This window comes from Aestuariivirga sp. (assembly GCF_044238155.1).
In the GTDB taxonomy this organism is placed as follows: Bacteria; Pseudomonadota; Alphaproteobacteria; order Rhizobiales; family Aestuariivirgaceae; genus Aestuariivirga.
This window is the reverse complement of sequence record NZ_JBIIDX010000067.1, coordinates 1-17523: the sequence shown is the minus strand read 5'-3', so window position 1 is coordinate 17523 and position 17523 is coordinate 1. Positions and strand designations below refer to the sequence as shown.

General features: G+C 52.8%; 20 protein-coding genes and 1 tRNA gene. 12 read left to right on the top strand and 9 right to left on the bottom strand.

Annotated elements, in window-relative coordinates:
* Nucleotides 1-147: 147 nt before the first annotated feature.
* Nucleotides 148-861, top strand: a complete 714-nt coding sequence (locus tag ACILRN_RS08835) for an outer membrane protein (protein ID WP_395687447.1) — start codon at nt 148-150, stop codon at nt 859-861.
* Nucleotides 862-1337: 476 nt separating this feature from the next.
* A complete protein-coding gene (locus tag ACILRN_RS08830) occupies nt 1338-2345 on the top strand; it encodes a hypothetical protein (protein WP_395687445.1) in 1008 nt (335 codons plus the stop codon).
* Nucleotides 2346-2361: 16 nt separating this feature from the next.
* Here the strand turns inward: ACILRN_RS08830 and ACILRN_RS08825 are convergent, their stop codons facing one another.
* Nucleotides 2362-2577 (bottom strand): hypothetical protein, encoded by a 216-nt coding sequence (locus ACILRN_RS08825; RefSeq protein ID WP_395687443.1) that lies wholly within the window; start codon nt 2575-2577, stop codon nt 2362-2364.
* Nucleotides 2578-3637: 1060 nt separating this feature from the next.
* On the opposite strand from ACILRN_RS08825, the gene ACILRN_RS08820 reads away from it, so the two are divergent.
* A complete protein-coding gene (locus ACILRN_RS08820; RefSeq protein ID WP_395687442.1) occupies nt 3638-3949 on the top strand; it encodes a hypothetical protein in 312 nt (103 codons plus the stop codon).
* Nucleotides 3950-3991: 42 nt separating this feature from the next.
* Here ACILRN_RS08820 and ACILRN_RS08815 read toward each other — a convergent pair whose 3' ends face one another.
* The 5 genes from ACILRN_RS08815 to ACILRN_RS08795 form a co-directional block, all read right to left on the bottom strand.
* The gene (locus tag ACILRN_RS08815; protein WP_395687440.1) at nt 3992-4390 is read right to left on the bottom strand and encodes a hypothetical protein; all 399 of its coding nucleotides are present in this window, start codon (nt 4388-4390) and stop codon (nt 3992-3994) included.
* Between the two features lie 200 nt (nt 4391-4590).
* Nucleotides 4591-5805, bottom strand: coding sequence for a tyrosine-type recombinase/integrase (locus ACILRN_RS08810; protein ID WP_395687438.1), 1215 nt, complete (start codon nt 5803-5805; stop codon nt 4591-4593).
* Nucleotides 5806-5959: 154 nt separating this feature from the next.
* Nucleotides 5960-6036, bottom strand: a tRNA-Arg gene (locus ACILRN_RS08805).
* 202 nt (nt 6037-6238) lie between these two features.
* The gene (locus tag ACILRN_RS08800; RefSeq protein WP_395687436.1) at nt 6239-6829 is read right to left on the bottom strand and encodes a disulfide bond formation protein B; all 591 of its coding nucleotides are present in this window, start codon (nt 6827-6829) and stop codon (nt 6239-6241) included.
* Complete coding sequence (locus ACILRN_RS08795; protein ID WP_395687434.1) at nt 6829-6987, bottom strand: DUF5993 family protein; 159 nt, start codon at nt 6985-6987, stop codon at nt 6829-6831. Before ACILRN_RS08795 ends, ACILRN_RS08800 begins: the two co-directional genes overlap by 1 nt.
* Before the next feature lie 286 nt (nt 6988-7273).
* Between ACILRN_RS08795 and dhaL the strand changes: the two genes are divergently transcribed.
* From dhaL to dhaK, 6 genes are read left to right on the top strand one after another with little or no spacing between them, the layout of a single operon-like run.
* Entirely contained in the window at nt 7274-7876 is a 603-nt protein-coding gene (gene dhaL, locus ACILRN_RS08790) for a dihydroxyacetone kinase subunit DhaL (RefSeq protein WP_395687432.1), read from the top strand.
* Nucleotides 7873-8259: a dihydroxyacetone kinase phosphoryl donor subunit DhaM gene (gene dhaM, locus ACILRN_RS08785; RefSeq protein ID WP_395687430.1), complete on the top strand. Its 387-nt coding sequence runs from the start codon at nt 7873-7875 to the stop codon at nt 8257-8259. The genes dhaL and dhaM overlap by 4 nt, the downstream gene beginning before the upstream one ends.
* Nucleotides 8256-8549: an HPr family phosphocarrier protein gene (locus ACILRN_RS08780; RefSeq protein ID WP_395687429.1), complete on the top strand. Its 294-nt coding sequence runs from the start codon at nt 8256-8258 to the stop codon at nt 8547-8549. Before dhaM ends, ACILRN_RS08780 begins: the two co-directional genes overlap by 4 nt.
* Nucleotides 8539-10122: a phosphoenolpyruvate--protein phosphotransferase gene (ptsP, locus tag ACILRN_RS08775; protein WP_395687427.1), complete on the top strand. Its 1584-nt coding sequence runs from the start codon at nt 8539-8541 to the stop codon at nt 10120-10122. The genes ACILRN_RS08780 and ptsP overlap by 11 nt, the downstream gene beginning before the upstream one ends.
* A gap of 3 nt (nt 10123-10125) precedes the next feature.
* Nucleotides 10126-10566 (top strand): hypothetical protein, encoded by a 441-nt coding sequence (locus tag ACILRN_RS08770; RefSeq protein ID WP_395687425.1) that lies wholly within the window; start codon nt 10126-10128, stop codon nt 10564-10566.
* The gene (gene dhaK, locus ACILRN_RS08765) at nt 10563-11546 is read left to right on the top strand and encodes a dihydroxyacetone kinase subunit DhaK (RefSeq protein ID WP_395687423.1); all 984 of its coding nucleotides are present in this window, start codon (nt 10563-10565) and stop codon (nt 11544-11546) included. The genes ACILRN_RS08770 and dhaK overlap by 4 nt, the downstream gene beginning before the upstream one ends.
* 6 nt (nt 11547-11552) lie before the next feature.
* Here the strand turns inward: dhaK and ACILRN_RS08760 are convergent, their stop codons facing one another.
* Nucleotides 11553-12953, bottom strand: coding sequence for an aspartate ammonia-lyase (locus ACILRN_RS08760; RefSeq protein ID WP_395687421.1), 1401 nt, complete (start codon nt 12951-12953; stop codon nt 11553-11555).
* A gap of 105 nt (nt 12954-13058) precedes the next feature.
* Between ACILRN_RS08760 and ACILRN_RS08755 the strand changes: the two genes are divergently transcribed.
* Nucleotides 13059-13523 (top strand): MmcB family DNA repair protein, encoded by a 465-nt coding sequence (locus tag ACILRN_RS08755; RefSeq protein ID WP_395687420.1) that lies wholly within the window; start codon nt 13059-13061, stop codon nt 13521-13523.
* Here the strand turns inward: ACILRN_RS08755 and ACILRN_RS08750 are convergent, their stop codons facing one another.
* A complete protein-coding gene (locus tag ACILRN_RS08750; protein WP_395687417.1) occupies nt 13524-14069 on the bottom strand; it encodes an ActR/PrrA/RegA family redox response regulator transcription factor in 546 nt (181 codons plus the stop codon). It abuts the gene before it with no gap.
* 87 nt (nt 14070-14156) lie between these two features.
* The gene (locus ACILRN_RS08745) at nt 14157-15503 is read right to left on the bottom strand and encodes an ActS/PrrB/RegB family redox-sensitive histidine kinase (RefSeq protein WP_395687416.1); all 1347 of its coding nucleotides are present in this window, start codon (nt 15501-15503) and stop codon (nt 14157-14159) included.
* Nucleotides 15504-15582: 79 nt separating this feature from the next.
* Between ACILRN_RS08745 and ACILRN_RS08740 the strand changes: the two genes are divergently transcribed.
* A complete protein-coding gene (locus ACILRN_RS08740) occupies nt 15583-16191 on the top strand; it encodes an SCO family protein (RefSeq protein ID WP_395687414.1) in 609 nt (202 codons plus the stop codon).
* Nucleotides 16192-16265: 74 nt separating this feature from the next.
* Nucleotides 16266-17523: polyhydroxyalkanoate depolymerase (locus tag ACILRN_RS08735; RefSeq protein ID WP_395687412.1), on the top strand; the 1258-nt coding region annotated here is incomplete at its 3' end.

Sequence of the window (17523 nt, the reverse complement as noted above, 5' to 3'; positions counted from 1 at the left end):
CGGAAGTGCTCGGGAGCCGCGAAAAAGGAAATCAATGGGTTAGCTAACAGCGAAAAGCTGTTCCCAAGGGTTCGGAAATCACATATTTACTAAGCTTGATGAAATTTGGACCAAAATTAAACAGCTGATCAAGGGGAGACAATTCAAATGAAGATTTCATTGTTGGCAATGGTTGCGGCGAGTTCTGTGCTTATTGCAGCAAGCGCAAATGCTGCAGATGTGGAAGTTGTTGACACCGCCGCGGGCTGGTCAGGTTTTTATGTCGGCGCCGCCGTAGGCTACGGTGGCGCTTCTTTTGATGGCGTCACGGATACGAGTGAAGGAGATACTGAAGATTCTACCTGGATGTCTGGCGACTTACAGGGTGGGCTTACCTATGGTGGTTATGCAGGCTTCAACATCGATCATGGAGGGATCGTGTTTGGATTGGAGGCAGATTTTGGTGGAGCTGATTTCTCTGAAACAGCTGCTGATGACGATGGGGATGATATTGATACCCACGATGTTAATTGGATTGGAACCCTAAGAGGGCGCGTTGGAGCCAGCTATGATAGCACTCTTATCTACATGACTGGCGGTGTTGCTCTTGCGGGTTCCACGTTCGAATCTACCGACAATAAAAATTCTTGTTGCGAAAATACAGGAAAAGACGACTTGTTGTCCGTTGGCTATGTCATCGGTGCTGGTCTTGAACATCAGTTCCATAACAACATCAGTCTTCGCTTGGAAGGGCTCTACTACGGGGCTATGAATGAACACACTTATAATGAAAACGAGTTGCAAGAAGACATGGACTCGGGGGACTACGCCAAGATTGATGGTATGGTTCAGATCCGAGCGGGTCTCGGCTACCACTTTTAAGTCAGGACGCTCTGACGCGTATCATGAGACCGCATCATTTTGATGCGGTCTTTCTATTTGTGCACCACTCTTTCACGATGTAGTTTGTCATTTGCAACACCTTCCTGAACATAACGTCTCATAATCGAAGCCTTACTCTGGAATGTTTGCCGAGCAATCTGCTCAAGAGTAGCTTCAGTTGCAGGGTCTATACGGAATGCGTATCGAACTGGGTAATTGTTCATCGTTGAAAATCCCTTCTGTGGAAATGTGATAAGAACCAGCAGGAATGAATGCTGGTTCTGTCGTTTATAAAATGAAGCTAGGACAAATCTTGCATTATCGTAGTTGTATTTATTCGCACGTCATCTGAGAAATCACTATTAAGGAACAAGAGCATCTCTCCTCAAGTAATATTGCGAGTGTATCACCCTGCTTCTTGCGAACCCCCATAAACTGTGGCAGCCTTCTCTCACAGTTTCATCGAGAGAAATGCAATGTTCGCTGGTTTTAGTGGCTCTAGAAGTCTAGTCTTTGCTATTTCAGCTCTTGTGCTGATGAGCATGCCGAACGTGGCATCGGCAGACGACGTACTGAATCTCGAGGCTCTTAGTAATAAGTCCGCAACAGGTGATGAGCTTATATCTGCGTTTTTTGCTCTTGCCTCAACCACTGGAAGCTCGTCAGGTGTTGTTGGAACTACTGCTGAGCAAGATGTCGCCGCAAGAGCTTTAGCGAAGCCCTACCTCGACTCAGCATTCCAGCTCCAGAGATCTTCTGGAGAGCGATATGTTGCTGACACTTATCAACCATCAGATGTAGATGATGTTGTGTTCGGTGATGTGCGCGAAACACGCCCAACCAATGATGTGATGGTGGTGAGGTACTCAGTCCGCGCCAATCAGTCCCTGCCAGACTCAAAGTTAGTGATGAGCCCAGACAAGGCGCCGCGCCTGACTGTATTCCATTGGAGCGACACCGACTCACTGTGGAAGGTTCTGAGCCATGCCAACTTCAATACGCCAGTAGCAGCGATATGCGATCAAGAGCCTATCATCGACAACAATCTCGCGTCACCCGCTGGCGCCGAAGACCAGGCTCTTGGGGAAGCACTTATGACAAAGTTCTACGATTTGCTTCTCCAAGGAGACGCAGCCCCGCTTCTTCATCCGCTGTTTCAGTATCAGAATGCAAACGGGGTTGGATACACAACACTTGCTGAACGGAAAAGGACAACAAAGCTTCCACAGACGACCTTCGAAAGAGCGGTTGTCACTCGCAATGGTGACCTTCTCGTCGTGTCCGACTACAATACCGCAAAGGAGCGAGTCCTCATGGGGCAGTATGCTCTTCGTGGTGGTAAGTCATCCCATTTGGCGACCTTTCAGAGGGGCAACGAGGGAACTTGGAGGATGATTTCTCTAGCTGCGTTTATGCCAGCCAAGTCTCTTCCCGAGGGTGCTGCCTGTGTGTCTTCGGGTAAGCTCGAGGATGCACCGCTGTAAAGACGTGGTGTAAAGCTTACTCCTTCGTCTTCAATAAAATCACGCGAATGCCAAAGTCGGCTGTATCAATATTCTCAATCGCGTTGGTGATATTGTTGATGAGACTACGCTTCTGCTGCTTCTCGTTTCTGCTGCTTTTAGCCACACCAAGTGAAGCGTATGCGTGAAAGTCATTTTTAAGAAGTTGAACTGAAGACAGGAAAGCGTTCTTGTTCGTGTTGAAGGTGCTCATGGGAGGTCCCCTTCATAGACTTCCTCGAGTCGCTCTATCAGGTCTCTAGGTGTTGCGACTTTGCTGTACTGCTTATGAAGAGAAGCGATGGTATTCTCATCAGGCGATTGATTGATGTATGAGTGAAGTGATTCAAGATATTTTATTCTGCGTTTGAGCCAGAATAACTCTTGTTCGTGATGTTCTATTGGTATCATTCAGATTATCCTTCTTATTATTATAGGAGCTATTGAAACTGGAGTTATCTCTATCATCAAGAAGGCACTCGCAAGTGGGAATAGCCATCTTTGACAAAGCAAGTACATAGAGTTCTTGTTGCGTCTTAGGCATTATCAGTCTCCAGTTTGGGTTGGTATAAATCGGCTGCGCCGATTGTTCGTTCGCTGCGCTCACTCACCAGATCAGGTAGTGAATGATTAGGCAAAGCAGGATAAACGAACAGGAATCGATATCTGGAAGATATGAAGTCAGAATCAGTATCAAGTATCATCATTGCGGTAGTGGCTTGAGACACACTTATGGCTTTGGAGCCAAAGAGTGTCTGGCTTTGCGTACAGCAGCCTTTCAACACAGTGAATATGAGCAACCTGATTGATCGTCAGGTAGGGGCGGTTGAGGGGTCTCCTTTTATGCTCGGCTTTATCAGCCCAGACTTCAGTAGCCTATTCACCGACATCTGAAGTCTTGAAGGTCGCAAGTTACAGCGTTGCCTTCTCGTAGCCAGCCATCTGTCTATCTATTGATGCGATGGTGGCTTTGATCGTCATAAGAACTGCTACCGATTGGCTGACGATTGCCGCTTCCGCTTCTGGCGGTCGTTTAGCAGGTAGTTCTCACCGAACTGAGTTCATTGTTGCCCGCCATTCCGCTGGGCTATGGGTGCCGATCTTTGACCGCACCAAGTCTTGTGTGAGTTCTGCCCATCAAGGGCGTTCATTTGTATTTATATACACAGGTCGCAAAGAAGCAGACTTTTGATCAAAAAATAAAAATATTTTTAATCAAAGACAGGCTTTTTGACAGCAGAAAGTGTGCAATGCGGGCACTAGCCAACTGAGCATTGAAGGGCTATTCATCAGCGGTCGCATTGATTTTAGGGAATACACTGTTGATGGCTCGTACTGTGAATATTGCCATGAAGTTGAGGAAACTGGCAGCTGGTCTTGAAGAACTCGCCCAAACAATAGATGAGCAGAAAAAGAGTTCAAGGGTGGCTGCGCGTAAGTCATCTACGGTGAGAGGTCGTCGTTCAAAGAAAGAGGCTACTGCGCTGAAGAAACTGCTCAAAGCTGAGCGTAAAGCTGGCGTGTCGGTGGCTGAGTTAGCGAAGAAGTACGGTATCAGCACCGCATACATCTATATGCTGAGGTAGCCCGCTCAATCAGGTTGCGAAGGCTCTTTTGGACGCTCAGTTCTAAATCTTCGACTGAAATGGCTTTTTATCTCTGAGTGCCAGCATTCCCGTGATTATACGGTATAGGCTCCATACAATGAGGACCAACCACAGGGGTATTGCGAGTATCACACCAAAGCCGAGTGTTCCGATTGTGAAAATAACCAGCAGAATGGACACGACGAAGCTGACGATACCGACTGTAAAGGTATTCTGTAGATGGCTGGCATAGGGAGTGCCAACAGCGTCTTTCTTTCTGATATACGCTAGTATCATTATAGCGATGTAGAGGACGAAGCAGAAAAACGACAAAGGCGGTATCAGTCCAATTACCCCTGTGGCAATGGTACCGAGGTAAAGAGCCCAAGACAGAGATTCATAACCCTCTTCGGTCTTGTCCAGAGCCTTCGAAATGTCCATGAGCGCCTCCCCAAGAATAAGTCGTGAGATTGGCGTATTTGGTACAACAGGTCAATAAATTGCAATTTCGACTATACTGGAGGGAAGCTTCACCAGTTCTGCTTTTCTGCTCATAAGCAGAGATAGCTTGTGGGTTACCGAACAGGGTTTAGAACCACTTGGCTCAAAAATCCGCGATCTGGAGCTAGTGTGCTTCTACCTCAATCAAATGGGTAGTCGCTGTTGTTATTGCTGCCAGCCTTCTGGTTGCCTTTGCTGACGCTCTTGGCGGTGGTGGCATTGACTGAGGTCTGCCCGTAGAACTTTTCCAGCATCTCAACTGAAGTGCCCATCTGCTTGGCTAACAGGAATGGGCTTGTCTCACTTTCCAAGCGTTTGGTGGCATAGAAGTGGCGCAGTGAGTAGATTGTGCGTGCCATGCCATTTCTAACGATTGGAATCTCAGCGTAGGTCATCAACGATTGGAATGACTTCTTGAACGACTGGATGGCTGAGCCATCTATGTGGCAGAAGACGGCGCTGTCTTTCGGGACTTCGCCTTCCACCTCTTTAAGGCGCATATCATAGATACGGCGAATGAAGGCATCAGCACCTGGCTGGAATACAACTTCACGCGCACCAGTCTTGCCCTTAACCCAAGCGACCATCTGTTTACTATCGTCTATCGTCATCATGCGAAGGTCGCTCCAGCGTAGGTTCCGTATCTCACCAACGCGAAGTCCTGTGTTTGCCAGCACAAGGAAATACTGCTGTGCAATGAACCTGTCGCGCCAAGTGGCTAGTTTTTCAGCCTCCTTCACCCACGCTCTAGCCTTGGTGTAGAGCGTCTTCCACTCATCATCTGTGAAGGTAGAGCGCCGCTGCGTCTTGGCTTGCGGTGCTTCCATGTCTGGTATCTCAGTCAGGTAGCCACGCTTTTTTGCGAACTTGAGCAGCGGCATGAGACAGGTGCGTTCCCGCTTCAATGTCCCGTTTGAAGGTGGCTTCTTGGAATAGTTCGTCTTCCGCCAGAGCCAGTAGTCAGAGAAGTCTATAGGCTTAAGGTCAGACATACGCTTCTGCCCGAAGTAGCCCAGCGCATAGGACTTCACGCGGGCAATCGTATCGTCCCAAGAGCCACCCTGCCGAGTATGCCCTTGCGTGTTGAGTGACTTCACCCATTCCTCAAAGGTCTGCTTGAAGGTCTTGGACGAGAGTGTGCCGCCAGCCTTCACATCAAAATAGAGTTTCTCATAGAGATTGGCGGCAAACACTCTGGCTTCGTTTAGGTCAGCCGTCTTGGTTGTGACCACCTTGTAGCCAGTGGCATTGGGCACTCTTATTCGTGCCTGCCATTTTGGCTTTTTCAGCCCCTCACGCTTGTAGAGGATGATCCTGCCATCACCGCGAACATCCACTCGCTCTTCTTTGTCCAAAAAAGACCTCTGTTCCAAATCGTCCAATGAATACGGACATTTGTACAAGAGCAGCTGTGTTTTTGTAAAGCTTTTGTAACAAGAACAAGACGTGAACAAACGGTAGAAGCGCGATTTGTGAAAAACTTAACTTACTGATTTTACAGTAGTATTCTGGCGCACCCGACAGGATTCGAACCTGTGACCTCTGCCTTCGGAGGGCAGCACTCTATCCAGCTGAGCTACGGGTGCATGGCTTGTTATCCCTCTATAGCTGATGACCCGGGCACTGCGCAATGACTGATCACTGGCATATCAGACAAGGGTGGCAACGGGTATTGGGAGGGGGCCGCCGGAACTAGGTTTGTTGATGAACATCTGGGCCAAGCAGGGGTGCCGCGAACAACGGCCTCTGCCTCGACATTCAGCCAAGCGAACCGTATTTTCATAACGCTTAGAACTGCTGCAGCAGGTGGTATCCCACGGGATCATCTGGCAGAACCCACGCAAAGCCTTCGAGGAAAACAATCATTACAGCGTTTGCCCCTAGCGTGAAGACAAAGAGGCCGATTGTATACATTGACAGGCGACGTGAGGTCATGGCGGCAGGGGCATCGGCTTTGAGAAGCACGGGCGGAGAAAGCAAGAGCCAGCTGCAGACCAGCAGTACCCCACAAAACGACAGGAAGGCCCAGCTGTAGAGGTGAAGACCGAAAAACGGCGGGCCATAGCCTGCATCTCCAGGCAAGATGTGCAGAAGATCTTGCCGCCCGGCAATCACAGCACCCAGAAGCGCGCCCAGTTGTGCCAGCGCGAGGCCCTGATTGTAGTTGTGCAGCCGGAGCTCACCCCGATGTGCCTGGAGGATGATCCACATGGGGCCCAGCGTTGAGAGATACATGCAGTACCTCTGCAGCATGCAGAGCGGACACGGCAATTCACCCCCGGCAAACTGCAGGATCAATGCCACCAGCAGTATGATCGACATCGCAAGAAGCCAAAGATGGAAGAACCAATAGAGCAGGGTCGAGAGAGAAATCTTCATCAGAAGCTCAGGTTCAGCGATGAGGTGGCATGATGATGGAAGAGTCCCAGTGTGAGAAATGCCGCAACCAGCCAAAGGCTGAGAATTACCATGCGCGGAGAGCCTGCAAGCATCAAACAGGCAATGAGCAGGATCAGAAAGAGAATGATAATGTCCATCAAGCTGTCCTTGGACCGGGTGATCCCAAAACGTTCCGTGCCATCAGGAACGCAAAAGCCATCTGACGAGGATCGTCGAGACTTGTGCCTTTGTCCAGCGAGGAATGTACGGCTTCGCCACATGCAGGCGACCAAGACCTGGCATATTCACCCATGGGCTGCTGGGGTTAGGCTGGGCACGGCAGCAGCATGACCTCAGAGACCGATGGGCTGCATGGACCTCGGGGCTTGCGTGTTTAGTATTTCTGTGTTTAGTAAACACATTACTTAACATTGGACACTGGCAATGGCTTTTCCGCTCGAGCCCCTTCTGGACACCCTGTCTGGGCGTGTCATCGCCGCCGCTGAGGAACTGACAGCCCTCGATTCGGCTATTGGTGATGCCGACCACGGCCTCAACATGAAACGGGGCTTCGAGGCCGTCCTGGCAGACAGGGCAAGCATTCTTGCCAAGCCCCCTGGGGAGGCGCTGAAAGCCGTGGGAATGACCTTGGTCATGAAGGTGGGCGGCGCATCTGGCCCGCTTTTCGGTACGCTGTTCATGACACTTGGCAAGGAACTGCCGCCGGACGCGTCCGCCAAAGATGTGGCAGGCGCTCTCCTGACAGCTGTCTCCGCCGTCAAGGCGCGCGGCAAATCTGATCTTGGCTGTAAGACGATGCTCGATGTTCTGGGCCCGGCAGCCGATCATCTTTCCAGCAGCCAGGCAAGCTTCGGAAGTCTGCGGGACCTTGCTGCAGCAAGCGCCCAGGCAACCATTCCGATGAAGGCGACACGCGGCCGTGCCTCTTTTCTCGGTGAACGCTCGGTCGGTCACATGGATCCCGGCGCGCGCTCAAGCCAGATCATGATCGAGGCTGTTTGCGATGTTCTGGAGGGCCGGATATGACCGTCGGTATTGTAATCGTGTCACATTCACCCGATGTGGCCAAAGGAGCAGCCGACATGGTGCGACAAATGGTCGGTGACGAAGTCCCGCTCGGGTTCTGTGGTGGCAATCCGGCTGGCGGGCTCGGCACCAGTGTCGAAAAGATCCTTACTGCCATCGAACAAGCATGGTCTGAGGATGGCGTGGCAATCCTGGTTGATCTGGGTGGTGCGGAAACCAACAGCGAAATGGCGATCGAGATGCTGGCGGCAGAGCGCCAGAGCAGAATTGCCATCTGCAATGCTCCAGTCGTGGAGGGCGCAGTGATGGCGGCAACCGAAGCCTCAGGTGGAGGCTCACTTGCCGACGTGAAACGAACGGCAGAGGAGCTTTCTGCCCAATGAGCAAGACTATCCTAAGTTCCGTGGTCATCACCCATGATGTAGGCCTCCATGCAAGGCCATCCGTCAAACTCACGAAGTTGGCCAAGGGATTTGCCTCAACAATTGAAATAGCTGTCTCAGCTGATGGGCCATGGATAGATGCCAAGAGCATCGTCAAGGTCATGGCCATGAAAGCAAAGCAGGGCTCTACGCTGCATATGCGCGCCACCGGCGAAGACGCCCAAGTTGCTGTCGACGCGCTGACAGAACTTGTGGCGCGTGACTTTGACGAAACAGGCCATGCGGCATAGCCACAAAGGAATAGCTTCGTCGGACGGGCTCTTCATGGGGCCGATCCGGAGGCTTTCGGGAAAACACCTGCAGGCCCGCGTTGCGACAAATCCCGTAACAGAGCGCAATGACCTTCGCCGGGCCATAAACGCCGCCGCCTCCGACATTGCGGATCTTATCGCAACACTCGAGGGAGATGCGCAGGACATTCTGGCCTTCCAGTTGGCGATGCTGGAAGACGATGCACTCTCTGCACCGGCCTGGCTGGCAATCGATGCGGGGCTGGCAGCAGATCAGGCCTGGGCCCATACCATGAATTCCGAAATCGCTGGCTATGAAGCTGCCGACGACGAATACTTCCGCGCCAGATCAGCTGATCTCGCTGACATACGGGACCGCGTGCTGAGGCATCTTGCGGGTGCAGATTCAAGCCCCACAGGAAGCGGCGCCGTGCTGGTGGGGGAGGATTTGGCGCCGAGCCTGTTTCTGGAAACGGACTGGAGCAAGGGTGGCGCCATCGTGCTGACGGGCGGGAGTCATACTAGCCATGTTGCCATGCTTGCCCGAGCGAAGGGAATTCCCATGGTGGTGGGTTTGACTCGAGACATTCCTGCAGAATGCACAACATTGATCGTAGACGGCACAACGGGACTTGTCATTCCCGACCCCACTGACGACGAGCAGGCAGCGTTCAACAGCGATCTTGCCAGACAGGCTTCAATTCGAACTGCAGAAAAGCGCTTCCTTCATGAGCCAGCTCGGCGGAAGGATGGTGCACGGATCGAAGTTCTGGTCAACATAGCCGGCGTCGAAGAACTTGACCATATTGATCCTAAGACGTGCGACGGGATTGGCCTCATGCGCTCCGAATTCCTGTTTCGGGACGGTGCGGCATTACCTGATGAAGAAACACAATACCTTGCCTATCGCCGCTTTCTCGAATGGGCGGGGCAAAAGCCGGTAACGATACGCACGCTCGACATTGGTGGCGACAAGCCCATTCGTGGCTTGACGCCAGAGGGCGAGATCAACCCATTTCTGGGCCTGAGAGGCGTGCGTCTGACCCTACTGCAGGAAGCCGTCTTTCGTACGCAACTCAGGGCGCTGGCCCGAGCCGCAGTGCACGGCAACCTGAAGGTCATGATTCCCATGGTTACAATTCCCGCGGAGTTGCACCAAAGCTCGGATCTTCTCAGATCCTGCATCGACGAACTTCACTCGCAGGGAACACCCCATGCAACCCCCCCACTCGGCATCATGGTAGAGGTACCAGCCGTTGCCGTAGCACCAGAGCTTTTCAGGCAGTCGCACTTCTTCTCGATTGGTTCAAATGATCTCACTCAATATGTGACGGCTTCTTCGCGTGACGACTCACGGGTGGCGCCTCTCAACGACCCCAGCCATCCCGCAGTCCTGCGGCTCATAGAGCACGTCACTCAGTACGGTCATCAGGCCAATATACCCGTGAGCCTGTGTGGCGACATGGCAAGCGACCCTGTTCACCTCGCTTCACTTCTGAAAACGGGCCTCACCTCGCTTTCAGTGGCCCCCGCCCGACTGGCACGCGTCAAGGCAGCCATTGCGGAGCTCTAGGCCATGACGGAGCCAGTATCGGCGGAAAAATCAACTCACAAAGCTGTCGCAGCCTACAAGCGCATGCTGGCAGAGATCCTGGAACGGCGGCCATCTGGCACAAGACAGAGACTTGCAACCGCCCTCGCCAAGAACCGGAGCTTCGTAAGCCAGATCACAAATCCGGCATATCCAACCCCGATACCCGTCAATCATCTGGCATCCATTTTCGATCTCTGCCACTTTTCACCCTCAGAGCGTCAGGAGTTTGTCAGGCTTTATGCCATTGCCCATCCACGCAAACGGATCGCAGAGACGGGTTCTGCAGGCGTCGTGTCAGTTCACTTGCCGGATATGGGCAGCGAAGTTCAAAACAGGAAACTGCATGGTATTGTGAGCAGTTTCGTACGGGAAATTGCAAGTCTAATTGATGACAACAGCAGCAAGAAAGGCAAGCATCAATGAAGAAACTCATCAATGACGTATCAAACGTGTTATCAGAGAGTCTGTCCGGCTTCGTATCTGCGCATGCCGATATTCTAATTCTGGGTGACGAACAGAAATTCGTGCGGCGCAAATTCCTGAAACCTGGAAAGGTCGCCTTGCTCTCCGGCGGTGGCTCTGGACATGAACCGCTACATGCAGGATTCGTGGGCCACGGCATGCTGGATGCTGCCTGCCCAGGACAGGTCTTCACCTCACCCACGCCTGACCAAATGATTGCCGCATCAGAAGCCGTCGATACGGGAGCCGGAATTCTGTTCATTGTGAAGAACTACGAGGGCGATGTCATGAATTTTGATATGGCGCGCGAAATGAGTGACCGGGCAATCGAAACTGTGATCACGGATGATGACGTTGCCGTCGAGAATTCACTCTACACAACCGGCCGGCGTGGTGTGGCTGGAACGCTGGTTGTAGAAAAGGTTGTTGGTGCTGCAGCAGAGCAAGGTGCTGCGCTGGGTGTACTCAAGGCGCTCGGAGACAAGGTCAACCGGGCCACCCGGTCGATGGGCGTGGCACTCACCAGCTGCACTGTACCGGCCGCAGGCAAGCCAACCTTCGCAATTGGTGATACCGAAATGGAAGTGGGAGTTGGCATTCATGGCGAACCTGGCCGCCGCCGGGTAGCCCTTGAGCGGGCCGATGTCATTGTCGAGGAAATGGTCGCGGCCATCGCCGGCGATCTCGGTCAAAAGGGTGATGCACTGCTCTTCATCAATGGCTTTGGAGGCACTCCAGCCATGGAATTGTACCTCATGTACAATGCTGCTGAAAAGCAGCTGGCGAAACATGGAATCCGTTCCAAGAGAGCACTGGTTGGAAACTACGTGACTTCGCTTGATATGGCAGGTTGCTCGATTACCGTGACACTTCTCGACGACGAGATCGTCAAGGGCTGGGATTCGCCTGTTCACACGCCGGCGTTAAGATGGGCGCTGTAGACCTGTCTAGGCCCGGCGTTGACCAAGAAGGTTAGCCGTGGAGAAAGCCTGATCAAGCTGTTCGGCCGTCATGAGACCTTCTGCAAGCACGACATCGCGTATGCTGCTGCGTGAATGGAGGGCTTGCTTTGCCACACGGCTGGCTTCGGCATAGCCGATGTAGGGATTCAAGGCAGTTACCGTAACCAACGATCCTTCAAGCAATTCGGCACAGCGATCACGATCAGCCTCGATACCGATTACGCATTTTTCGCGGAGTATAGTCATGCCGCGCAGCAACATTCGCATGGATTGCAGAATATTCAGCACGAGGACAGGTTCCATGGCGTTGAGCTGGAGTTGGCCCGCCTCGGCTGCCATTGTCACTGTGAGGTCGTTTCCAATCACCTGATAAGCAATCTGGTTCACCACTTCGGGGATCACCGGATTGACCTTTCCCGGCATGATCGATGAACCAGCCTGAACGGCAGGCAGCCGGATCTCGCCAAGTCCTGCACGCGGGCCCGAGTTCAGTAGCCGTAAATCATTGCAAATCTTCGAAAGTTTGACTGCAATTCGCTTCAGCACGCTGGAGAAGGTGACGAAGGCTCCAAGATCAGAAGTTGCCTCAATGAGATCCGCAGCAGGCACCATCGGTATGTCAGAAACATCGGCCAGATTGCGGATCACACGTTGGGAATAGCCCTCAGGGGTGTTGATTCCCGTTCCAATTGCCGTACCCCCGAGATTGACCTCGCGCAGCAGGTTTGCAAATTCCTTCAATCTGTCGATGTCTTCCGCAACTGTAACCGCAAACGCGCGAAACTCTGAGCCAAGCCGCATGGGTACAGCATCCATGAGTTGGGTGCGGCCGACCTTTATGACATCATCAAATTCACTTGCCTTTGCAAGAAGTGCATCGACGAGCAATCGCTGTGACTCGATCAGCTCCGGGCAGGCCCGCAACATGGTCAAGCGTACTGCCGTTGGATAAACGTCGTTGGTTGACTGCGAGAGATTGACATGATCATTGGGATTGATGACCATATAGTCGCCACGCGGGCGGCCGAGAAGTTTTAGTGCGACATTGGCGATAACCTCATTGGCATTCATGTTGGTCGAGGTTCCTGCTCCTCCTTGAAGCATGTCGACGACAAAGTCATGATGCTCGTCCCCTGCAATTATGAGATCGCAGGCAGAAATGATGGCGGCAGCAGTTTCTGGCTTGAGCTTGCCGAGATCGCGATTGGCCATGGCGGCAGCCTTCTTCACCATGGCAAGAGATTCAACAAGCTCGGGAAAATGGTGAAGTCGGATGCCAGTTATTGCGAAATTCTCCACGGCACGTGCGGTGTGAATTCCATAGTCGGCATCGGCGGGCAGCTTCATCTCGCCGATTGAGTCACGTTCCGTTCGGGTGCGCTGCATGACACATTTTCCTGACAATATGCTGCGTACAGCATAGGACAGAATCGTGAACATCACCTTGTTTTTTTGCTGTACTATACCATTAGCTTTTGCAAGGCACACACCATGCATCCCGAACCCAGGCCTGATGGCCGCCAGTCTCAAACAGCACTGATGATCCAACGTGGCGTAGGTCGGCTTTTAAGAGCCGCTCGTTTCGCTGCCCTGCCGGAATTCACGCTCCTATCAGGTAGACGAGTAGACGTGATCGGCCTCAACGAGGCCGGAGAGATATGGATTGTGGAGATAAAATCCTCGGCAGAGGATTTCCGGAACGACTCGAAATGGCATGAATATCAGGGCTTTTGCGACAGATTTTTCTTTGCCATCGCAAATGACCTTGACCCAACTATCATGCCACTCGATATGGGATTGATCGTTGCAGACAGGTGGGGAGCGGAAATCCTTCGAGATGCAACCCCCCTCAACCTGCAGGCCACTCGTCGAAAAGCCATGACGTTGGCTTTTGCCCGAACGGCAGCCCTTCGGCTGCATGGGCTCTATGACCCAGAGCCCGACGCCCTCCGCTGATTATTTTGGAGCCCGCTTCGCGAGGATACGCTGAAGGGTACGACGGTGCATATTCAGCCGACGGGCGGTTTCAGAGACGTTACGGTTGCAGAGTTCATAGACCCGCTGGATATGCTCCCAGCGCACGCGATCGGCCGACATCGGATTGTCAGGCAATGCAGCACGGTTATCACTGTCGCCAACCAGTGCCCCATGAACTGCATCGGCATCTGCGGGCTTCGCCAGATAGTCAATTGCGCCCAGCTTCACAGCCGTTACCGCCGTTGCAATATTGCCATAGCCTGTGAGCACCACGGCCCGCGCATCAGGTTTTGCCTGGTGCAAGGCCTGTATCACATCAAGTCCATTGCCATCGGCAAGTCGCAGATCAACAACCGCGAAAGACGGCACTGCCCGTTTTACGTGAGCAATGCCTTCAGCGACAGAATCAGCTGTCAAAACTTCGAAGCCGCGGGTTTCCATTGCCCGCGCAAGCCTCATCAGAAAGGCCTTGTCGTCGTCAACCAGCAGAAGCGTCTTGCCAGCCGGTAGTTGGGCAGTCATCATGAAAAGCTCGCCCGACAACTGGTTTCCGGATACATTGCTGATTTCTACCTCTTTACCGTCATGAATTCAATGTCTGCTACTACGCAGCTAGCTGCGACCAAGATCAACAAGATCACGCGGCCAGACGGCTTCTACCACTGCTCCGTGCTCTGGGGCCGCGCGGTTTGAGAGCGAGACCGACGCTCCAGACCTCTCGAGCAAGGTCTTGGCAATGAAAAATCCCAGACCCATGCCTTCATGTCGGCCTGCTTCGCCATCGTCTTCACCATAACCTGGTCGCGTGGTGACAAACGGATCGCCCAGCCTATCAATAATCAAATCGTGAAAGCCGGGGCCATCATCCCGAACGGTGATAGAGATCTGGGCAGCTGTCCAGCGAGCCTCAACCTCAACCCGCGCTTCAGCAAAATCTACCGCATTTTCCAGCAAATTGCCCAGTCCATAAGCGATGGCCGGGTTACGCTGAAACACCGGTTCATTTTCACGAGCCAGATCATCCGCATCAGTCGAGTTCGAAACCTCGATCTCCACATCCGAACCGCGCAGCGGCGCAACAAGATCTTCGATCATAACAAGAATGCTGGTACGTTGATACATTTCATCTGTCTGCGCTTCACGACTGGAAAGTCTCGCCAGAATTTCCCGGCACCGCGCAGTCTGGCTGATCAGAAGATCAATATCGTCTGTGTGAGGATCTCCGGCCGGTAATTCACGCTTCAATTCCTTTGCAACAAGTGCGATGGTTGCAAGCGGTGTTCCAAGCTCATGCGCCGCAGCTGCCGCCAGACCATCGAGCGCTGAAAGGCGTTGTTCACGTGCAAGCACCATTTCAGTTGCAGAGAGAGCCGCTGACATCTGCCGCGCCTCATCAGCAATGCGGCGAGCATAGATCGCCGAAAACACTACGCCACACACCAGGGCTGCCCACATTCCAAAAACATATGCATCGGGAAGCTCAAAAGACTGACCCGGAAGCCATGGCAGCGGATAATGACGGATGGCCAGAAATGTCGCACAGACAAAAGCGAGGCCGCCAAGACAAAGAGTCCATCTCATTGAGAGCGAAGTCGCCGATATAGTTACGGGGACGAGAAAGAGGAAGGAAAAGGGATTTTCAAGACCTCCCGTCAGAAACAGCAGAACCGCAAGCTGCAGAACGTCGTAGACCAGCAGCAAGCCGGCATGGCTCTCATTCAAGCGGATACTCTTGCGCCAACGGATGCTTAGGAAAATGTTAAGCCAGGCGCTCAGGGCTATGGCAAATAGGCAGGATCCGAGGGGAAGAGGAAAGCCGAGAACGAAGTGGACGACCAGAACAGCCGAGGTCTGGCCTACAATTGCCAACCACCTTAGGCGAACCAGTGTGCGCAGCCGGAGCATGCCGATGTCGGCCCGCAAAACTGAATTGGCTTCCAGGGCAGGATTCTTGAGCATCTGGAGGTTTACTCTTTGTCAGGTTTCAGTTGTACTCCTGTCAATGTAAACATATCTATGCGTCCAAAGAAGAGCATCCATGCCCCGCCTGAAGATTCAATTTTTGGCGACCGCCATCTTGCTGACGGCACTTGGCTTGGCCAGCTATACTTGGATTACCAGCAGAATGTCTGATCAGACCGGATCAGGCGTGGCGATGGTTGGCGGGCCCTTCACGCTGACCGACCAGGATGGCCGAGTGGTTACAGACCGGGATTTTGCCGGAAAATATATGCTGATCTTCTTTGGCTATACATACTGCCCTGATATATGCCCCACCGAACTTCAAGTCATGACCGCGGCCCTGGACAGCCTTGGGGCGCAGTCAGAGAGAATTCAGCCAATCTTCATCTCGATCGATCCGGCACGGGATACGCCAGAAGTACTTAAGGCTTATGTCAGCAATTTCGGACCACGGCTGATCGGGCTGACAGGAACTCCAGATCAGATCGCTGCGGTTGCGAGGAACTATCGGGTTTATTTTGCGAGGGCGGGAAACACGCAGTCAGCTAGCGACTACCTCATGGATCATTCCAGCATTATCTACTTGATGGGGCCTGATGGTCGATTTCTGAAACACATGACCTACACGACAGACATCGAAACACTTGCGAGCCAGATCAAGAAAGGCATAACCGTTTCCCCCTAGGATGGCGTAAATGACTGGTTGCCCCGACGAGGTAGGGTTGCTAGTTTTGACCATCCACGAGGATACCACGGATTGTGCTCTATCACCTCTATGAACTGAACCATGCAGCTCTTGCCCCCTGGCGAGCGATGGCCGACGCCGGACTCAGCTTTTGGCGCAACCCCGCCAACCCCTTTGCAGAAACTCAGATTGGCAGATCCCTGTCCGCCTCGTTCGAAATGTTCGAGCGCACGACCCGTCGTTACGGAAAGCCTGATTTTGGCATCACCGATACCATAGGTGGCGATGAACTCGTGGCCGTCGAGGAGACGATGGTTCTCTCGAAGCCATTCTGCAAGCTCTTGAATTTTCGCAAGACGCCGGCGCCAGCCGGCTCGGAGCATAAGTTGCTGATCGTCGCACCAATGTCAGGTCACTATGCCACTCTGCTGCGCGGCACGGTCGAAGCGATGCTTCCACATTATGATGTATTTATCACCGATTGGCTGGATGCTCGGACGGTTCCTGTTTTTGATGGCAGCTTCGATCTTGATGACTACGTCGACTATGTGGTGGAATTCCTGCAGTTTCTCGGCCCGGGAACCAGCGTGATGGCCGTCTGCCAACCCTCTGTTCCGGTTCTGGCAGCAGTATCGCTGATGAACGCCACGCAGGATCCCTCAGCGCCACAGACCATGATCCTGATGGGTGGCCCTATCGATACAAGGCGAAATCCAACTGCCGTTAATCGTTTGGCACAGGAAAAAGGCGTCGATTGGTTTCGTGACAATGTAATCATGAAGGTTCCTCCACCCCATGCCGGAATGTTCCGCGAAGTCTACCCGGGCTTCCTTCAGCTGGGCGGGTTCATGACCATGAATCTTGATCGTCACCTCGATGCTCATCGAGAGTTGTTCTGGCATCTTGTTGAGGGGGATGGAGATTCAGCCGATAAGCATCGGGAATTCTATGATGAGTACATGTCGGTGATGGATCTGACCGCAGAATTCTATCTCCAGACGGTAGAAAAGGTATTTATAAACCATGACCTTCCGAGCGGTACGTTTTCCCACCGCAATGTCCGCATTGATCCATCACAAATCACCCATACGGCATTGATGACAATTGAGGGTGAACGCGATGATATCTCCGGGGCGGGACAAACCGAAGCCGCTCAGGACCTCTGTTCTGGCCTTGCGGCCGGTAAGAAACTTCACTACACCCAGCTTGGTGTCGGTCATTATGGTGTTTTCAACGGTTCGCGCTTCAGAAAAGAAATCGTCCCGCGGATCGTCGAATTCATAAGCAGGAACATCAGTGGTCCAATTTCTCGAAAGTCTGAGAAAGACAACC

Coding starts and splice junctions, on each gene's coding strand:
- dhaK (WP_395687423.1), top strand. CDS start 10,563: ATGAAGAAACTCATCAATGACGTATCAAACGTGTTATCAGAGAGTCTG.
- ptsP (WP_395687427.1), top strand. CDS start 8,539: ATGCGGCATAGCCACAAAGGAATAGCTTCGTCGGACGGGCTCTTCATG.
- ACILRN_RS08815 (WP_395687440.1), bottom strand. CDS start 4,390: ATGGACATTTCGAAGGCTCTGGACAAGACCGAAGAGGGTTATGAATCT.
- ACILRN_RS08800 (WP_395687436.1), bottom strand. CDS start 6,829: ATGAAGATTTCTCTCTCGACCCTGCTCTATTGGTTCTTCCATCTTTGG.
- ACILRN_RS08770 (WP_395687425.1), top strand. CDS start 10,126: ATGACGGAGCCAGTATCGGCGGAAAAATCAACTCACAAAGCTGTCGCA.
- ACILRN_RS08740 (WP_395687414.1), top strand. CDS start 15,583: ATGCCCCGCCTGAAGATTCAATTTTTGGCGACCGCCATCTTGCTGACG.
- ACILRN_RS08830 (WP_395687445.1), top strand. CDS start 1,338: ATGTTCGCTGGTTTTAGTGGCTCTAGAAGTCTAGTCTTTGCTATTTCA.
- ACILRN_RS08755 (WP_395687420.1), top strand. CDS start 13,059: ATGCATCCCGAACCCAGGCCTGATGGCCGCCAGTCTCAAACAGCACTG.
- dhaL (WP_395687432.1), top strand. CDS start 7,274: ATGGCTTTTCCGCTCGAGCCCCTTCTGGACACCCTGTCTGGGCGTGTC.
- ACILRN_RS08795 (WP_395687434.1), bottom strand. CDS start 6,987: ATGGACATTATCATTCTCTTTCTGATCCTGCTCATTGCCTGTTTGATG.
- ACILRN_RS08760 (WP_395687421.1), bottom strand. CDS start 12,953: ATGCAGCGCACCCGAACGGAACGTGACTCAATCGGCGAGATGAAGCTG.
- ACILRN_RS08825 (WP_395687443.1), bottom strand. CDS start 2,577: ATGAGCACCTTCAACACGAACAAGAACGCTTTCCTGTCTTCAGTTCAA.
- ACILRN_RS08835 (WP_395687447.1), top strand. CDS start 148: ATGAAGATTTCATTGTTGGCAATGGTTGCGGCGAGTTCTGTGCTTATT.
- dhaM (WP_395687430.1), top strand. CDS start 7,873: ATGACCGTCGGTATTGTAATCGTGTCACATTCACCCGATGTGGCCAAA.
- ACILRN_RS08780 (WP_395687429.1), top strand. CDS start 8,256: ATGAGCAAGACTATCCTAAGTTCCGTGGTCATCACCCATGATGTAGGC.
- ACILRN_RS08745 (WP_395687416.1), bottom strand. CDS start 15,503: ATGCTCAAGAATCCTGCCCTGGAAGCCAATTCAGTTTTGCGGGCCGAC.
- ACILRN_RS08750 (WP_395687417.1), bottom strand. CDS start 14,069: ATGATGACTGCCCAACTACCGGCTGGCAAGACGCTTCTGCTGGTTGAC.